This is a genomic window from Mesorhizobium sp. M8A.F.Ca.ET.208.01.1.1 (assembly GCF_004791315.1).
Classification (GTDB): domain Bacteria; phylum Pseudomonadota; class Alphaproteobacteria; order Rhizobiales; family Rhizobiaceae; genus Mesorhizobium.
In genome coordinates this window covers 971932-989266 of the sequence record NZ_SRUT01000002.1, presented here as the reverse complement: position 1 = coordinate 989266, position 17335 = coordinate 971932, and the positions used below count along the sequence as shown (strand labels likewise).

The window sequence follows — 17335 nt, the reverse complement described above, 5'->3', positions numbered from 1 at the left end:
GCGAAGGAACGCGACGCACGTTAAAGGCCTTTCGTGCAACCCGCGTCTGATCCCCGCATTACCGCCGGCAGCGTAGCGCTGGCGGCGATCGCGCTCTTGATCGGCGGCGCGTTTGCCGGGCTGCTTGTCGAAGGCGCACACGATCTCTCCGGCGCCTGGGCGGCCTTCGACCCTTATCTGTTGCGCGTCGTGCGCTTCACACTCTGGCAGGCGGCCCTGTCAACGCTGCTCTCCGTCGGGCCGGCCCTGTTCGTGGCGCGGGCGCTGTCGCGGCATCCACGGTTCTTCGGCCGCGCCTTCATTCTGCAGCTCTTCGCCGTGCCGTTGGCGCTGCCGGCGATCGTCGCGGCGCTCGGCATTCTGGCGCTTTATGGCCGTGCCGGCTATTTCGCCGGCCTGTTCAACTGGGTTGGCGGCCAGGGCTGGCCGGGCATCTACGGCCTCTCCGGCATTCTCGTCGCCCATGTCTTCTTCAACCTGCCGCTGGCCACCCGCCTGTTCCTCGAGGCGCTGCAGACCATCCCCTCCGACCAGTGGCGGCTGGCGAGCCAGCTCGGCATGGCGGCGCGGCCGGCGTTCCGGTTGATCGAATGGCCAACACTGCGCGCCGCCATGCCCGGCGTCGCCGGGCTCGTCTTCATGCTCTGCATCACATCCTTCACCATCGTGCTGACGCTTGGCGGCGGGCCGGCCGCGACGACGCTCGAAGTCGGCATCTATCAGGCCTTGCGCTTCGATTTCGATCCCGCGAGGGCTGTCGCGCTGACATTGCTGCAGATCGCCTTGACCTTCATCGTGGTGCTGGCGCTGACGCGGCTCGGCGCCAATGTCGTCGGCGACACCAACCTGCCGGTCGCGCCGCGCCGCTATCTCTCCGTCAACGGCACCGAAGCCACACTGAATGCCTTGCTCATCGGATTGGCGCTGCTGTTCGTAGCGGGACCGATGGCGGCGACCGTGATCGCCGGATTGAGCGCCGATCTCGACCGGCTGGCCGGCGAGACCGCTGTCCGGCAGGCGACACTCACCAGCGCCGTGCTCGGCTTCCTTTCGGCGCTGCTTTCGGTGATGCTCTCGTTGGCATTGACAATGGCGCTGCGGGCGCTGGCATCGAACCGCCGCTCCGGCCCAATGACACTGCTCGAACACGCCACCGATACCGGCGCCGGCTTTGTGCTGGTCGTGCCGCCGATCGTCGTCGGCGCCGGTTGGTTCCTTCTGTTGCGCCACGTCGGCGACGTCTTTGCCATCGCCCCGCTCATGGTCGTCACCGTCAACGCTGTCATGGCGATGCCTTTCGCGCTGCGCGCCATCCGCCCCGCCTATGATGCGGCAAGCGAGCGCCACGAACGGCTCTGCGCACAGCTCGGCATTTCCGGCTGGGCAAGGCTGAAGCTGGTCGACTGGCCGTCGCTGCGGCGGCCGCTCGCCACCGCCTTCGCGTTCGCCATGGCGCTGTCGCTTGGCGATCTCGGCGTCATCGCCCTGTTCGGCAGTGATTTCGTACAGACCTTGCCCTACCTTCTCCTGGCGCGCATGGGCAGCTACCGCACCCAGGACGCCGCCGGCCTGGCGTTGTTGCTGGGCCTTGTCTGCCTGGTACTGGTGCTGGCAGCGGACCGGCTGGGAAAGGGGATGGCCCGCGATGTCTGACGGTGCGGCTGACGCCAATGGGGTTCCGGTGCGGCTGGACAAGGTCTCGTTCAGTTATCGCGAGGCATTGTTCGCTTTCGATGTCGAGTTCACCGCGACGCAAATCACTGCCATCATGGGGCCAAGCGGTTCGGGAAAGTCGACGCTGCTCAATCTGGTGGCCGGATTCGAGATGCCGAGATCCGGCCGCGTGCTGATCGGCGGGGGCGATGTCAGTGGTGAGCCGCCGGCCGTGCGTCCGGTGTCGATGGTGTTTCAGGAGAACAATCTTTTCGCGCATCTTTCCGTCGAGCAGAATGTCGGGCTCGGCCGTTCGCCATCGTTGCGGCTGACCGATACCGACCACGCCGATATCGCGGGCGCCCTTGCGCGCACCGGTCTTGCCGGCAAGGAGAAGCGGCTGCCGCGCGAACTTTCGGGCGGTGAGCGCCAGCGCGTCGCCCTGGCTCGCGTGCTGGTGCGTGACCGCCCGGTGCTGCTGCTCGACGAACCCTTCGCCTCGCTTGGGCCCGCCTTGCGCGACGACATGCTCGACCTGGTTGCTGGCCTTCATGCCGAGCGTGGCATGACGGTGCTGTTCGTCACGCACCAGCCGCAGGATGCCCGCCGCATCGGCCAGAAGGTGGTGTTTCTGGACAATGGCGCCGTCGCCGCCACAGGCACGGCGGACGATTTCTTTGCCGGGGCTGGTCCAGAGGCGTTCCGGCGCTATATCGGTGCGGGTGCCGGGGATGCCTTATCACGAGATATTGCCCGGAAGCGGACATAATTTACGCTCAAACCGGCCCGAGGCGATGTGGCGCTTGCTTGCCATGACTGGAGTAGTGTGGCTAGGTCCGCTCGATACCGTCCGGCACAGGCCGTGATTTGCCTACAGCATCTGCTGCCCGCCCCGAGGGGCGCGTGACGGACGCTGTAGCAGTTTGTTTTGCGCATGGCATGATCATGCGCAAGGACCTGAAAGGAAGCCATTCTGGCGATCGGCGTTGACAGGCTACGAATGAACCCGCTGGCGCGCTTCCTGGCGCTGGCTGGCTTTGCCGTGGCGCTGGCGAGCTGCCAGATGTTCACGCCTCCGGAGGTCCAGGAATCCGGCTTCCAGCCTTCCGACAAGCCGATCACGGTGGACAATGTCGCCGCCAACAACAAGCTAGCCGAACTCGCCAAGGCGCAGCATCCGCGCATCCTGGCGACCTATGGTGGCGAATATTCCGATCCCAAGCTCGAGCGCATGGTCGCCAAGGTGGTCGGCAATTTGACCGTGGTGTCGGCCAACCCGACCCAGACCTATCGCATCACCATCCTCAATTCGCCCAACGTCAACGCCTTCGCGCTGCCGGGCGGCTATCTCTACATAACGCGCGGCCTCTTGGCGCTGGCCAATGATTCGTCCGAGCTCGCCGCCGTCATCGCGCATGAAATGGGACACGTCACCGCCAATCATGGCCTGCAGCGCCAGCAGTTGGAGGCCGAGGAAGGCCTTGCGACCAAGGTCGTCTCGGATGTGCTCGGCGACAGCCCGACCGCCAAGGCAGCACTGATCCGCGGCAAGCTCAGGTTGGCGCAGTTCTCGCGCAACCAGGAACTGGAGGCGGACGCCATCGGCATCAAGTCGATCGGCGAAGCCGGCTACGATCCCTATGCCGCCGGCCGGTTCCTGCAGTCGATGTCGGCCTACACCGATTTCCGCTCGATCAGCGGCGCCACCGACGCCAGCCTCGACTTCCTTGCCACCCATCCCAACACGCCACAGCGCATCGATCTGGCACAGCGCCACGCCCGCCAGTTCGGCGCGCCCGGCTTCGGCACGCGCGACCGCGATTCCTTCCTCGCCGGCATAGACGGCCTGCTTTACGGCGACACGCCGGAAGAAGGCTATGTGCGCGGCGAGACCTTCCTGCATCCGGGCCTCGGCGTGTCGTTCACGGTGCCGGACGGTTTCATCATCGACAATTCGGCGGCAGCGGTGACGGCGACCGGTCCTGGCGACATAGCGATCCGCTTCGATGGCGTTTCGATCGACAAGAACCGCGCCTTGACCGACTATATCAGAAGCGGCTGGGTGGCTGGCCTCGACGACAGCACTGTCAAGCAGGAAACCATCAACGGCAATGAGGCGGCGACCGCGCATGCCGGCGCCGAAGGCTGGCAGTTCGATATCGCGGTGATCCGCGCCGGCGGCCAGGTTTACCGATTGCTGACCGCGGCGCCCTCGGCCAGCACCTCGCTGGAAACGGTGGCGCGCTCGGTCAGCGGCTCCTTCCGCATTCTCAGTCCCGCCGAAAAGGCGGCCCTGAAGCCACTGCATATCCGTGTGCTTACGGTACAGCCGGGACAGACCATGGGCTCGCTTGCCGCGCAGATGGTGGGCGTCGACCGCAAGCTCGACCTGTTCCGCGTGCTCAACGCGTTGTCGCCGGGGGCCGCGGTTTCGGCCGGCGACAAGGTCAAGATCGTCACCGACAAGTAGCGCCCATTGCGCGAATCAGGCGGCGGTCGCCATGAATTCGGGATTCTGCTTCACCAGCGCGACCTTGAGCTTTTCCATCGCGCGGGCCTCGATCTGGCGGACGCGTTCCTTGGAAATGCCGAGCGTCTCGCCGAGTGCCTCGAGCGTGGCGCCCTCGTCGGTCAGCCGGCGTTCCTCGATGATGCGGAGTTCGCGGGCGTTGAGAGCTTGAAGCGCCTCCCTCAGCCAAAGCGAGCGGCGCGCGACGTCGATCTTGTCGCCGACAATCTCGTCGGGCAGGGGATCGTCGGAGACCAGGAAATCCATCCGCTCGGTCGCCCCCGCATCGTCGGCAAGCGGTACGTTGAGCGAGGAGTCCGGGGCGGAGAGGCGTGAATCCATCAGCGCCACATCAGCCTCGGAGACACCAAGCGCAACCGACACCTCGCGGTAGAGGGTTGTGTTGGAGAGCGGTTCGGCGCCGTTCGCGAGGCGCGCACGCAGGCGCCTGAGATTGAAGAACAGGGCCTTTTGCGCCGAACTGGTGCCGCCGCGCACGATCGACCAGTTGCGCAGGATGTAATCCTGCATCGAAGCGCGAATCCACCACGTCGCGTAGGTCGAAAACCGTACCTCGCGCTCAGGCTCGAAGCGGGCCGCGGCCTCGAGCAGGCCGACATGACCTTCCTGGATCAGGTCGCCAAGCGGCAGGCCGTAGTGACGGAATTTCGAGGCCATGGAAATGACCAGCCGCATATGGGCAACGGTGATGCTGTGCAATGCGTTCTGGTCGTTGTCTTCTTTCCAGAGCAATGCAAGCCGATGCTCCTCATCGCGCTCGAGGTAGGGCGCCCTCATTGCCGCGCGGACCATGATCCGACCTGCCGTGTCTTCCATCATAAGGCGCTCCCTGGCTCAGGCGATGCGGATGACAGGCACCGGCTTGAAATGACGGCGTCGTGCCCTAGAACAGCCAAAACTGCCGTGCGCGGGAAAGGTTCCGCTGGCGCGGGCAGGCGAGCGATGAGATCCGGGCAATTTCGGCACGGCTGCCCGGAACTCTGAATGCTGCAGAGAAATTCCTTTTAGAGTATTCGATTTCTGGAATTGGCCCTCTTTGAAATTTCATTCCTTATTTTTTCGACCCGCATCTGTCATTTTCCAGCCCTCACAACATGCCTGACATCAGGCCAAGGACGGATCACAGAAAAATGAAATGGCTCAAGTCACTCATCATCGCCGGAACGCTGCAGGCCCTGGCGGTCGCATCGGGCCATGCCGGCGCCAATCTCGACGAGATCAAGCAGGCCGGCGTCATCAAGGTCGGTACGGAAGGCACTTACGCGCCTTTCACCTACCATGATGCATCCGGAGCGCTGGTCGGCTTCGACGTCGAAATCGCCAAGGCGATCGCCGACAAGCTTGGCGTCAAGGCGCAGTTCCTCGAGGGCAAGTGGGACGGCCTGATCGCCGGCCTCGATGTCAAGCGCTACGACGCCGTCATCAACGAAGTCGGCATCACCGATGCCCGCAAGGCCAAGTACGATTTCTCCGATCCCTACATCGCCTCCAAGGCGGTGCTGATCGTGCGCGGCGACAACACCGACATCAAGACCTTCGCCGATCTCAAGGGCAAGAAGTCGGCGCAGTCGCTGACCTCCAATTTCGGCAAGCTGGCCGAGTCGAATGGCGCCGAACTGGTCGGCACCGACGGCTTCGACCAGTCGATCCAGCTGCTTTTGACCGGCCGCGCCGACGCCACCATCAATGACAGCCTGTCGTTCCTCGACTTCAAGAAGCACAAGCCCGACGCCAATGTGAAGATCGCGGCCCAGGAAGAGAATGCCGATTATTCCGGCGTCATCGTGCGCAAGGGCGATCCGGAGCTGGTCGCGGCCATCAACAAGGCGCTGGCCGACATCAAGGCCGACGGTACCTATCAGAAGATCGCCGACACCTATTTCGGCCAGGACGTGTCGAAGTAATTCATAAAGCGGGGCCGGTCGTCGCCCCGCGGCCCATCCAGCGGCGAGCCGTTTTTGACGGCTCGCCGCTTTTGTCGTGATATGGCTGACGCATTCACGCTTCGATGACCACGCTTGTTCATTCCGGAGGATTTTTCGTGCCGCACTGGCTGCAACTGATGCTGGAGTCGCTGCCCTCGCTGCTGTGGGCAGCGTTGATCTTCACCGTGCCGCTGACGCTGCTGTCGTTCGTGCTCGGCCTGACGGTGGGGTTGGGCGCGGCGCTCGGCCGGCTGTTCGGCCCGAAGCCGCTGGTGGCGCTCGTGCGCTTCTATGTCTGGATCTTCCGCGGCACGCCGCTGCTGGTGCAGCTGTTCCTGATCTTCTACGGCCTGCCTTCGGTCGGCATCCTGCTCGATGCCTTTACCGCGGCGCTGATCGGCTTCACCCTCAACATCGGCGCCTACACGTCGGAAATCATCCGCGCGGCGATAGGCTCGGTGCCGAAAGGCCAGTGGGAGGCCGGCTATTCGATCGGCATGACCTGGAGCCAGGCGATGCGGCGCACCATCCTGCCGCAAGCCGGCCGGGTGGCGGTGCCGCCGCTCTCCAACACTTTCATCTCGCTGGTCAAGGACACGTCGCTGGCCGCCGCCATCACCGTGCCGGAGATGTTCCAGGCAGCGCAGCGTATCGTTGCCACCACCTATGAGCCGCTCATCCTCTATGTCGAGGCTGCGATCCTCTATCTGGCGATGAGTTCGGTGCTGTCGGCCTTGCAGACGCGGCTGGAGGAGCGGCTCAACCGCTATGGCGGCTTCCTGGAGGCACGCTCATGATCGGCCTCACCAACATCGAAAAACGCTTCGGCGAAAATCTCGTGCTGAAAGGGGTGACGGTTGCCATCGCCGAGGGCAGCGTCACAGCCCTTGTCGGTCCTTCGGGTGGGGGAAAAAGCACGCTGCTGCGCTGCATCAACCTCCTGGAGATCCCGACCTCGGGCACGGTGCGGATCGGCGACGAGATGCTCGAGTTCCGCCCGGGCGGAAAGGTGCCGGCGGCGGACATAAGGCGTCTGCGCCTGCAGACCGGCATGGTGTTCCAAAATTTCCAGCTGTTTCCGCATCGCACCGCTATCGAAAATGTCATGGAAGGTTTGGTCACGGTGCTCAAATGGTCGCCCCAGAGGGCACATGAACGGGCGCTCGCGCTGCTGGAGAAGGTCGGCATGGCCCACAAGGCGGATGCCTGGCCGGCGACGCTGTCGGGTGGCCAGCAACAGCGCGTGGCGATCGCCCGGGCGCTGGCGCCGTCGCCCAAGGTGCTGCTGTGCGACGAACCGACTTCGGCACTCGACCCGGAATTGGCGCAGGAGGTGGTCGATGTGCTTAGCCAGCTCGCCAGCGAGGGAACGACCATGGTGATAGCGACGCATGATTTGCGCCTGGCTTCCAAGATCGCCCAGGAAGCGGTGTTCCTCGATGCCGGCGTCATTGTCGAGCAGGGGCCATCCGCCACGCTGTTCGGCAATCCGGAGCGCGAAAGGACAAAGCGGTTCATCGCCACGCTGAAGCAGGAGGCGGCGGAGAAGGAGGCCGGCGCATAGACGCGGCAATCTCCGGCAATCTTAAAGACAAAAAACCCGGCACGAGGCCGGGTTTTTCGTTAACTCGAAAGCGAAAAGCTCAGGCAGCCTCTTCCTGCTCGGCTTCCTCATTGTCGGCCTTGGCGCCACGCTTGGGGCCCTTGTTGAGGTTGACCTCGATCAGGCGCACGGCTTCGGTTTCCGACATGCGATTGACGGCCGCGATCTCGCGGGCCATGCGGTCGAGCGCCGCTTCATAGAGCTGGCGTTCGGAATAGGACTGCTCCGGCTGGTTGTCGGCGCGGTAGAGGTCGCGCACGACTTCCGAGATCGAGATCAAGTCGCCCGAATTGATCTTGGCATCATATTCCTGGGCACGGCGCGACCACATGGTGCGCTTGACGCGGGCGCGACCCTGCACGACCTTGAGCGCGCGCTCGACATAATCCTCTTCCGACAGCTTGCGCATGCCGATGGAGGTCGCCTTGGCGACCGGCACCTTGAGCCGCATCTTGTCCTTCTGGAAGTCGATGACGAACAGTTCCAGCTTGTGGCCAGCCACTTCCTGCTCATCGATCGAGACGATCTGGCCGACGCCATGCGCCGGATAGACGATGTACTCGCCGGTCTTGAAACCGTGACGCGCGGCCGTGGACTTCTTCTGCGGGGTGATCGTTGCCATTACGCCCTGAACTCCTTGTTGTGGGCCGGCGGCGGTGCCGGCTGAACTCACGTGATCGGGGTCACCGATCATTAGCCGCACAACAGATGAACCCACCGGAAAAAGCCGGGACCGGCAAACCGCACGAATTGCGACCGCCTGGCCCAGATCGCTCTGGTCCGGAATGGGATTTTCACCTTTCAGTGATTTGGGGCGTCTGCGCCATAAATCGACGTTGTGTCACCGGCATGTTTCGCTGATGTAACACAAAAAGTCGGAAGAATCAAGGTTTTGCTGCGTAAGCGAAGGCCACAACCAATCGCCGCCTGTCAAGGCGGTTAATCCGACGTGCTTGTTACGCTACGTCATACAAGCCTTTACGGCGGTGTTGTCAATCGCCTTCGCCGGGTTCGGCGGAGAAGTATTTCTCGAACTTGCCGGCCTCACCGTCGAAGCTCTTGGCGTCGGCCGGCGGCTCCTTCTTGGCGGTGATGTTCGGCCATTTCTCGGCATATTCGGTGTTGATCTGCAGCCATTTGTCAAGGCCGGACTCGGTGTCGGGCTTGATCGCGTCGGCCGGGCATTCCGGTTCGCAGACGCCGCAGTCGATGCACTCGTCGGGATGGATGACGAGCATGTTCTCGCCTTCGTAGAAACAGTCGACCGGACAGACCTCGATGCAGTCCATATATTTGCATTTGATGCAGTTGTCGGTCACGACATAGGTCATCGGTCGGCTCCGGGATGTCCCGTTTTTGTTGGCTTTTTTTGTGAGGTAACGCCTTTATCGGCTGCTTGCAAGGGTGGCCGTTCCCAGGGGCGTCAGGGTTTGGGAATGGAATTCCAAGTGGGCGGCGCCGCGAAGGCCCGGCATGCCCCACCGGCCGTCCTGTTTGCCGCTCCCGGTTCTGCTTTTTGTTTGTCGCTGCCCTCGGGCAACGCCCCTCCGCGGTCGGTCGAACGGCTCAATCTTCGTCGAGCAATCGGTCGGTCTGGCGGCGCTCTTTTTTGGTCGGGCGGCCGCTGCCTGCCTCCCGCAACGCCGGGATGGCATCGGGAAGGGCGTCAGCCTTGGGTGCGGGCGGCGGCGACATGTCTTCATAAAGAGTGCGGGCTTCCTCGGCCGGGCCGCGCCGCACTCCGGCGCCGAGCACCTTCCAGACGAAGATACGCCGGTCGAGCGTGATGGTCAGCACGTCGCCCGGCTTGACCAGATCGGATGCCTGCGCTGCTTTGTCGCGATTGATGCGCACGCGGCCGGCGACCACCAATTTAGCCGCCAGCGAGCGCGATTTCACCGCACGCGAAAAGAACAGCCATTTGTCGATGCGCTGGCGGCCTTCAGCAACCATCGAAGCGCCGAGCCTACTTCTTTAGTTGGTCGCGCAAGGCGGCGAGCTTGGCGAAGGGGGAATCCGGATCGAAGCGCACCGGGCGCTCCTCGCGCGGCTTGGGTTGGAAGGCGGGCTTTCCGCCCCCCTTGCCTTCCGGCCTGCCGCCCTTCCAGTCCGGGCGGCCTTCACGGCGCTCGGGACGATCGCCTTGCGGGCGGCCATCGCGGCGCTGCTCGCCGTCACCTTGCGGCTTGGGCTTGAACTTCGAGCGGTCGAAGCGCGGCTTGCCGGCGCCGTCGCGGCGTCCTTCATGGGCGGGACGGTCCGTGGGCGTGCCTGTTGCCGGTGCGCCGCCGGCATCGGCCGACGCGTTGCCTCGGCCACGCGCTTGTCCGTTTTGCGGGCGGTTGTTGCGGCCGTCGCGATGACGCGGACGCTGGTCAAAGCGGCCTTGGCGCCACAACAGGATCGGCTTTGGCGCTTCGGCTTCCGGCACCGTTTCGCCGACGGCTTGCGCCACCGCAACGGGTTCGGCGGCTTCCGTCGGCGCGGGGGCCCCGACGGCCGGCTCCGCCGCCGCGGCGCCCTCTTCTGGGGGCGCGGCGTCAATCTCGGCAGTCTCAGCTTCGGCCCGCGACTCAACCGGCGCCGGCTCGACGGGTTCAACGGCGGCTTCGGCCACAGGCGCCTCTTCGCCCCCTGCAACGTCAGCCGTGGCTTCCGCCTGCTCTTGCACGGCAGCTTCCGTCGGCGCGTCTGCCGCGATTTCGGCCGCAACCTCCATCGCCGCGGCGGCTGCCGCATCCGGCACCGGTTCCGATCCTTCGGCGGCTGGCGCTGCCGCCTCTTCCGCCGCCTTGGCCTGTTCCGCGCGGGCTGCCTCCGCGGCTGCCTGCTTGGTCGCGGCGGCTTCCCGCGCGGCAGTATCCTGCGCTTCCAGCCGCGCCTTGACGTCCGCCGCCGGCTTCGGCTCGGCGCGATAGCCGAGACCCTTGAGAATCTCTTCCATGTCGTCGGCGGTGGCGCCGAGGATCGACATCATCGGCGGCGTCACCATGAAGGACTGGCCGTCATAGGCGCCGTCCGGTCGCAGGCCGAGGCCGGGCTTCCAGTTGGTCGCCGGGCGGATCAGGTCAGCCAGCCGCTCGAGAATGTCGATGCGAACGGCGCGGCGGCCGAGATTGCGGTAGCCGGCAAGCTTGTAGAACGCCTTGTCGAAGGCCGGATCGATCACCACCGAGGTGCGGCCCGATGCCAGCGCATGGACGACGTCGCCGAAGCCGGGCTTGTCCTTGCCGTCGGTCTTCAGCGCCCACAGCAAGGTCACCAGTCCGGCGGGCGCCGGTTTGATCAGCGCCGGCACGAAGACGTGGTAGGCACCGAAGCGCACGCCGAGCCGGCGAAGCGCCGCGCGGCCTTCCTGGTCGAGCGACTTCATCTCCTCGGCGATGTCGCGGCGATTGATGAGGCCGAAATTCTCGACCAGCTGGAAGGCGATGCCGCGGCCGATACCGGAAATCTGATCGGCATTTTTCAAGTCGACCAGCGGCTTCAGCAGGGATTCGATCTGGAAATTGACGAAGCGCTCGGCGCGCGCGGCGACCTTGTCGCGCGCCGGGCCGGTGAGCTGTTCGTCGGCCAGCAGCACCAGGCGCGGCTTCAGCGCGTCCTCGCCCGAAACCAGCGTGCCGATCGGCGCGCCGATCCAGCGCAGCGTGCCGTCCGAACCGAGCGCTAGATCGCCATTGGCGCAGGCGCCGAAGCGCTCCGCGCGTGCATCGAATTCGGCGGCCAGCGCCTTTTGCGCGGCCGTGCGCACGGCCTTGGCGTCTTCGCCGCCGGCGGTCTGGTCGGCGGTGAAGCGGAACCCTTGTAACTCGCCGACGTGATGGCCTTCGACAAGGACGGTTCCGGTAGGACTGATTTCGGCTTCAGGCATGGTATTTTCTCTAAGGCGCCGCATGAGGACGGAAGTCCTGCGGTCTACGAAGCGTTTCGTCAACCGCTCATGCAGCGCATCCGACAATCTGTCTTCGATTTCGCGCGTCTTTTCCTGCCAGTGTGCCTGATCGGCCAGCCAGCCGGGCCGGTTCGACACGAATGTCCAGGTGCGGATCTGGGCGATGCGGTGCGACAGCGTGTCGATATCGCCCTCGGTGGTGTCGGCGCGGCGCACCTGCTCGGCCATATAGTTCTCGTCGACATGACCATGCCGGGCGAGGTCCATGTAGATCGAGGCGATGAGGTCGGCATGCTGGGCGGGCGCGATCTTGCGATAATCCGGCAGCGCGCAGGCTTCCCACAGCAACGCCACGCGCTTGGCATTGGTTGCGAGCGCGCGGATGCCTTCGTCGCGGGAGAGATGTTCGAGCGCCTGGGCATCGACGGCCGGAAGGGCGCGTGTCAGGCCCTCGACCGGGGCGTTGGTCTCGATGGAACGCTTCAGCGCATCGAGGCTGGCGAAATCGAATTGGGCGGTGCGCCACTGCAGCACCTTCACCGGGTCGAAGTCATGGCCCTCGATCTTCTGGACCAGGTCCTCGTCCAGCGGATCGACCTGGCCGGTGACGCCGAACGTGCCGTCGCGCAGATGCCGGCCGGCGCGGCCGGCGATCTGGCCGAGTTCGGCCGCCGTCAAATTGCGGTACTGGTAGCCGTCGAACTTGCGGTTCTGGGCAAAGGCGACATGGTCGAGGTCGAGGTTGAGACCCATGCCGATCGCGTCGGTGGCAATGAGATAGTCGACATCGCCCGACTGGAACAGCGCCACCTGGGCATTGCGGGTGCGAGGCGACAGCGCGCCCAGAACCACCGCCGCACCGCCCTGCTGGCGCCGGATCAGCTCGGCGATGGCGTAGACCTCGTCGGCGGAGAAGGCGACGATCGCGGTGCGCCGTGGCAGGCGCGTCAGTTTCTTGGAACCGGCATAAGCCAGATGCGACAGGCGCGGCCGCGTCACCACCGAGACGCCTTTCAGCAGCCGCTGGAGGATGCCGTGCATGGTGGCCGCGCCGAGCAGCAGCGTTTCCTGGCGGCCGCGCAGGTGCAGGATACGGTCGGTGAAGATATGGCCGCGCTCGAGGTCGCCGGCCAGTTGCACCTCGTCGATGGCGACGAACGCGGCGTCGGTCTCGCGCGGCATGGCTTCGACGGTGCAGACTGAATATTTGGCGCCCGGCGGCTGGATCTTCTCCTCGCCGGTGATGAGCGCCACCTGGTGGGCGCCCACCTTTTCGCAGACGCGTGTGTAGACCTCCCGGGCCAGCAGCCTCAGCGGCAGGCCGATGACGCCGGTTTCGTGCGCCACCATGCGCTCGATGGCGAGATGGGTCTTGCCCGTGTTGGTCGGCCCAAGCACGGCGGTCACGTCGCGGCCCGACAGGATCAGCGGCTCGGTATGTTTCTGCTGGATGTTCATCGGCTCGGAAATAAGGCTTTCTGGCCTCTCGTTGTCGGGAGCGTGCCTGGACGGCGCGTATGACAGCCGACACATAGGGATTTCGGGCGCGAAGCGAAAGCGGAATGTTCCGCCCGGGTTCCGAAGACGCCCGTGTCAGCCCGCAAATCAGTTCCTGCTTAACAGTTGGAACGAGTCTGGAACGAATCAGCGACGAATCGGTGACTCCGTCAGATTCAGCTTTTGTTCACGGCTAGATATGGATTTTGCGACCATGGGTCTCACCACATGCTGAATCAGAACACTGGCCCGTTTTATGCTAGGCGAACCTCTCTGTTAACTTTCGCCTGTGAACGAGGTCGGGGGCTCGATGCGCACTGCTCAAGATTATGAAATTGTTAATCTTTCTGAATTGTGGGTTAAGAAACTATGGGTGATCTCGGCCTATTAATGTTAACTTCCGCTCAAAGCCGGAACGAATCGGCGACAAAACAGCGTCAGCGCTATTTTCCCTTTTTGTTCCCCCAATATCTTGTGTTGTGAACAGCTTATCCACCGAGAATCCACAGGCTTGCCCACAGGTTTCGCGCAGACACCCCTAACGCTGTTAACCTTTGCGTGCCGGATTGGCGCATCGCGCCGCGGCGGCGCTTTCCGAGGCTTCCGGCGTCAACAGAAAGCGGACCGGTTTCCCGGTCCGCTTATTGCAGCGCACATGTCGATCTGCAGCATTGGCGGCTGCTCAAGACGCTTCAAACGAAGTACTGGCCGCCATTGGCGGTGAGGGTCGAGCCGGTGATGAAACCAGCATCCTCGGAAGCGAGGAAGACGACGCAGCGCGCGATCTCTTCCGGCTCGCCGAGGCGGCCGACCGGGATTTGCGGGATGATGCGCTCGTTGAGTACTTTCTCGTCGATCGCCTTGACCATCTCGGTGGCGATGTAGCCCGGGCAGATGACGTTGACGGTGATGCCCGCGCGGGCGCCTTCCTGGGCGAGCGCTTTCGAGAAGCCGATGTCGCCGGCCTTGGCGGCGGAGTAATTGACCTGGCCGGCCTGGCCCTTCTGGCCGTTGATCGAGGAGATGGTGATGACGCGGCCGAACTTCCGGTCACGCATGCCGCTCCACAGCGGATGGGTCATGTTGAAGACACCGGACAGATTGGTGTCGATAACCTCTTTCCACTGCTCGCGCGTTATCTTGTGGAACATGGCGTCGCGGGTGATGCCGGCATTGTTGACCAGCACCGAGACAGGGCCGAGGTCGGCCTCGATCTGCTTGATGCCGGCGGCGCAAGCGTCATAATCGGCGACGGACCATTTGTAGACCGGAATGCCGGTCTCGGCCTTGAATTTGGCCGCCGCATCGTCATTGCCGGCATAGTTCGCGGCAACTGAATAGCCGGCAGTCTTCAAAGCGATCGAGATGGCAGCGCCGATACCGCGCGATCCACCCGTGACGATTGCAACCTTGGTCATGTGTTCTCCTCCCGTTGGTCGGAGGAGCAAATAGGGAGTAGCCAATAGCGAATAGGGGTTTGATGTCCCGCCGCGCTGAGGCCGTTCTTCCCTATTCGCTGCTCCCTGTTCGCTATTGGCTTGTTCAGATTGCTTCGACGCACATGGCGACGCCCATGCCGCCGCCGATGCAAAGGGTGGCCAACCCCTTCCTGGCGCCGCGGCGATGCATCTCGAAGACCAGCGTGTTGAAGACGCGGGCGCCCGAGGCGCCGATCGGATGGCCGATGGCGATGGCGCCGCCATTGACGTTGACGATCGAGGGGTCCCAGCCCATGCCCTTGTTGACGGCGCAGGCCTGCGCGGCGAAAGCCTCGTTGGCCTCGACCAGGTCCAGATCGCCGACCGACCAACCTGCCTTTTCCAGAGCGCGCTTCGAAGCGGGAATAGGTCCGGTGCCCATGATCGCCGGATCGACGCCGGCGGTTGCCCAGGACGCGATGCGCGCGAGCGGGGTGATGCCGCGCCGGGCGGCTTCCGCTTCGCTCATCAGCAGCGCGCCGGCGGCACCATCATTGATGCCGGAAGCGTTGGCGGCGGTCACCGTACCGTCCTTGTCGAAGGCCGGCCTCAACTTGGTCATGGCATCGATCGTGGCGCCGTGGCGGATGTACTCGTCCTGATCGACAACCGTGTCGCCCTTCTTGCCCTTGATGGTGAAGGCGACGATCTCGTCCTTGAACTTGCCGGCTTTCTGCGCGGCCTCGGCCTTGTTCTGCGAGCCCAGCGCGAACTGGTCCTGGTCGTCGCGGGTGATCTGGAACTGGCGGGCGACGTTCTCGGCGGTGTTGCCCATGTGGTAGCCGTTGAAGGCGTCCCACAGCCCGTCCTTGATCATGGTGTCGATCATCTTGTAGTCGCCCATCTTGACGCCGGCGCGCAGATGCTCGGCGTGCGGCGACAGCGACATCGATTCCTGGCCGCCGGCGATGATCACCTTGGCGTCGCCGGTGGCGATCTGCTGCATGCCGAGCGCGATGGCGCGCAGACCCGAGCCGCAAACCTGGTTGAGGCCCCAGGCGGTGGTTTCCTTGGGCAGGCCGGCAAGGATCGAGGCCTGGCGGGCCGGGTTTTGGCCTTGCGCCGCGGTCAGCACCTGGCCGAGGATGACCTCGTCCACCTCGGCCGCCTCGACGCCCGTACGTGACAAAAGCTCCTTGATGACGACAGCACCGAGTTCATGCGCCGGCGTGGCCGCGAAAGCACCGTTGAAGGAGCCGACGGCCGTGCGTGCGGCACTGGCGACAACGATGGAATTGGCAGAGGACATATTCTTCTCCAGACTTCGAGCTGTCATGTTTTCAGGCATTGTTGGCAACTTTTCTTGCCCTTTCCATGACCCAAGTCAAACCGGAAATCGGCATGGCGCCCATGCGCCGCAAGCAGGTCGCGCATCGCCGTGCCGGCGGACCGGGCGCTGCTGCGCAGCATATTTTGCCCGCTATGCAGCATAATATGATCCCGCAGTGCACAAACTGCTTGGAATTGTGGGGCTTTTGCGCATATCCTCAAAAAGGGCGCAATCGTTACCGGCTGCTTACTCAGGCGTGCCGGTGTCCGGGGAGGATGCAGATGGCCGCAAAAGACGACCCGATCATTATCAAGAAATACGCCAACCGCCGCCTCTATAATACGGGGACGAGCACCTATGTGACGCTCGAGGATCTGGCCGAGATGGTCAAGAAGGGCGAGGAATTCACCGTCCAGGACGCCAAGACCGGGGACGACATCACCCATCCGGTGCTGACGCAGATCATCTTCGAGCTGGAGAACAAGGACGGGCAGAACATGCTGCCGATCCCGTTCCTGCGCCAGCTGATCGCCTTCTATGGCGACCAGATGCAGATGATCGTGCCGAGTTTCCTCGAACAATCGATGATCGCCTTCTCCAAGGAACAGGAGCGGTTCCGCGAGCAGATGAAGGGGGCCATCGGCAAGTCGCCGCTGGACGTGATGAAGATGGCGACGCCGATGAAGGCGCTGGAAGAACAGACACGGCGCAACATGGAAATGTTCCAGAATGCGATGCGGCTGTTCACGCCATTTCCGCCGGCGGGTTCCGCACCCGCCGCGGCCCCTGCCGAATCGGCCAGGAAGGAAGCGCCGGAGAAACCCGACGATCTGCAGCAGCTGAAGGACCAGATCGCTGCCATGCAGCGCAAGCTCGACACAATGTCGTAAGGGGCGGGGTCCAGGCCAAAATCCGCCGGTGTCTTATCGGTCGATGGTCGACTGCCACAGGTCGCGGATTTCGTCGGGTAGCCCGTCCAATGGGCATCATGGGCGCAGAACACCAGGCTCCTTGCCCGAAGCGAAGGGCAGGTCCTCATCCTGCCAGCCTGAAATGCCACCGATCATGATCTTGACCGGAAGACTAAGGCTGGCCAGTTTGAAGGCCGCCCGATCCGCGCCATTGCAGTGCGGGCCGGCGCAATAGACCACGAACAGCGTGCCTGACGGCCATTCTCCCATCCGCCCGGCCGATATCTCGCGGTGCGGCAGATGCAGCGCGCCCGGCACGTGGCGGCGTTCATAGGCTTGCGGCGATCCGACGACGTGCAGAAGCACAAAGTCCGGCTTTCCGCCGCGCAGTGTCGCGGCGACATCGGAACAATCGGTTTCCACGGAAAGCCGGCGCAGGAAATGGTCCCGGGCAATCTCCGGCGATGCCGCCGGTATGTCTGTCACATAGCTCATCAAATTTCTCCATCTCTGATGGAGCTGTTCTCCATCGCTGATAGGTCTGAGGTAGCGCAGCGAGCCGGGCGATTGCAG

The 17335-nt window shown here is 63.9% G+C and carries 16 protein-coding genes; 7 read left to right on the top strand and 9 right to left on the bottom strand.

Going from position 1 to position 17335, the window contains the following annotated elements; translation table 11 throughout:
• The first annotated feature begins 33 nt into the window (after positions 1 to 33).
• The 3 genes from thiP (at position 34) to EN851_RS15340 (ending at position 4123) form a co-directional block, all read left to right on the top strand.
• Positions 34 to 1653: a thiamine/thiamine pyrophosphate ABC transporter permease gene (thiP, locus tag EN851_RS15350; protein ID WP_135929534.1), complete on the top strand. Its 1620-nt coding sequence runs from the start codon at positions 34 to 36 to the stop codon at positions 1651 to 1653.
• Entirely contained in the window at positions 1646 to 2422 is a 777-nt protein-coding gene (gene thiQ, locus EN851_RS15345; protein ID WP_135929533.1) for a thiamine ABC transporter ATP-binding protein, read from the top strand. The genes thiP and thiQ overlap by 8 nt, the downstream gene beginning before the upstream one ends.
• Before the next feature lie 231 nt (positions 2423 to 2653).
• Positions 2654 to 4123 carry a M48 family metalloprotease gene (locus tag EN851_RS15340; protein WP_023784820.1) on the top strand — a complete coding sequence of 490 codons (1470 nt, stop codon included), beginning with the start codon at positions 2654 to 2656 and terminating at the stop codon, positions 4121 to 4123.
• 15 nt (positions 4124 to 4138) lie between these two features.
• Here the strand turns inward: EN851_RS15340 and EN851_RS15335 are convergent, their stop codons facing one another.
• Positions 4139 to 5002 (bottom strand): RNA polymerase factor sigma-32, encoded by an 864-nt coding sequence (locus EN851_RS15335; RefSeq protein ID WP_135863176.1) that lies wholly within the window; start codon positions 5000 to 5002, stop codon positions 4139 to 4141.
• Positions 5003 to 5313: 311 nt separating this feature from the next.
• On the opposite strand from EN851_RS15335, the gene EN851_RS15330 reads away from it, so the two are divergent.
• From EN851_RS15330 to EN851_RS15320, 3 genes are all read left to right on the top strand, one after another.
• Positions 5314 to 6087 (top strand): amino acid ABC transporter substrate-binding protein, encoded by a 774-nt coding sequence (locus EN851_RS15330; RefSeq protein ID WP_135863173.1) that lies wholly within the window; start codon positions 5314 to 5316, stop codon positions 6085 to 6087.
• A gap of 137 nt (positions 6088 to 6224) precedes the next feature.
• A complete protein-coding gene (locus EN851_RS15325; protein ID WP_127279397.1) occupies positions 6225 to 6905 on the top strand; it encodes an amino acid ABC transporter permease in 681 nt (226 codons plus the stop codon).
• A complete protein-coding gene (locus tag EN851_RS15320) occupies positions 6902 to 7672 on the top strand; it encodes an amino acid ABC transporter ATP-binding protein (RefSeq protein WP_135882174.1) in 771 nt (256 codons plus the stop codon). The genes EN851_RS15325 and EN851_RS15320 overlap by 4 nt, the downstream gene beginning before the upstream one ends.
• A 79-nt stretch (positions 7673 to 7751) precedes the next feature.
• On the opposite strand, the gene EN851_RS15315 is transcribed toward EN851_RS15320, so the two are convergent.
• The 7 genes from EN851_RS15315 to EN851_RS36305 all read right to left on the bottom strand — a co-directional run bounded on the left by EN851_RS15315 (position 7752) and on the right by EN851_RS36305 (position 16012).
• Positions 7752 to 8333 (bottom strand): CarD family transcriptional regulator, encoded by a 582-nt coding sequence (locus EN851_RS15315; protein ID WP_006327799.1) that lies wholly within the window; start codon positions 8331 to 8333, stop codon positions 7752 to 7754.
• 370 nt (positions 8334 to 8703) lie between these two features.
• Complete coding sequence (gene fdxA, locus EN851_RS15310) at positions 8704 to 9042, bottom strand: ferredoxin FdxA (RefSeq protein WP_095089463.1); 339 nt, start codon at positions 9040 to 9042, stop codon at positions 8704 to 8706.
• A 235-nt stretch (positions 9043 to 9277) separates the two neighbouring features.
• Positions 9278 to 9664, bottom strand: a complete 387-nt coding sequence (locus tag EN851_RS15305) for an RNA-binding S4 domain-containing protein (RefSeq protein ID WP_127279399.1) — start codon at positions 9662 to 9664, stop codon at positions 9278 to 9280.
• A gap of 13 nt (positions 9665 to 9677) precedes the next feature.
• Positions 9678 to 13064, bottom strand: a complete 3387-nt coding sequence (locus tag EN851_RS15300) for a helicase-related protein (RefSeq protein WP_135929532.1) — start codon at positions 13062 to 13064, stop codon at positions 9678 to 9680.
• Between the two features lie 731 nt (positions 13065 to 13795).
• Positions 13796 to 14521 carry an acetoacetyl-CoA reductase gene (phbB, locus tag EN851_RS15295; protein ID WP_127277284.1) on the bottom strand — a complete coding sequence of 242 codons (726 nt, stop codon included), beginning with the start codon at positions 14519 to 14521 and terminating at the stop codon, positions 13796 to 13798.
• Positions 14522 to 14645: 124 nt separating this feature from the next.
• Positions 14646 to 15830 carry an acetyl-CoA C-acetyltransferase gene (locus tag EN851_RS15290; RefSeq protein ID WP_135929531.1) on the bottom strand — a complete coding sequence of 395 codons (1185 nt, stop codon included), beginning with the start codon at positions 15828 to 15830 and terminating at the stop codon, positions 14646 to 14648.
• A gap of 23 nt (positions 15831 to 15853) precedes the next feature.
• Positions 15854 to 16012, bottom strand: a complete 159-nt coding sequence (locus tag EN851_RS36305; protein ID WP_167531411.1) for a hypothetical protein — start codon at positions 16010 to 16012, stop codon at positions 15854 to 15856.
• Between the two features lie 120 nt (positions 16013 to 16132).
• Here EN851_RS36305 and phaR point away from each other — a divergent pair, with 120 nt between their 5' ends.
• The gene (gene phaR, locus EN851_RS15285; protein WP_127277280.1) at positions 16133 to 16741 is read left to right on the top strand and encodes a polyhydroxyalkanoate synthesis repressor PhaR; all 609 of its coding nucleotides are present in this window, start codon (positions 16133 to 16135) and stop codon (positions 16739 to 16741) included.
• Positions 16742 to 16837: 96 nt separating this feature from the next.
• Here the strand turns inward: phaR and EN851_RS15280 are convergent, their stop codons facing one another.
• A complete protein-coding gene (locus EN851_RS15280; protein WP_135929530.1) occupies positions 16838 to 17257 on the bottom strand; it encodes a rhodanese-like domain-containing protein in 420 nt (139 codons plus the stop codon).
• Positions 17258 to 17335: the final 78 nt, after the last annotated feature.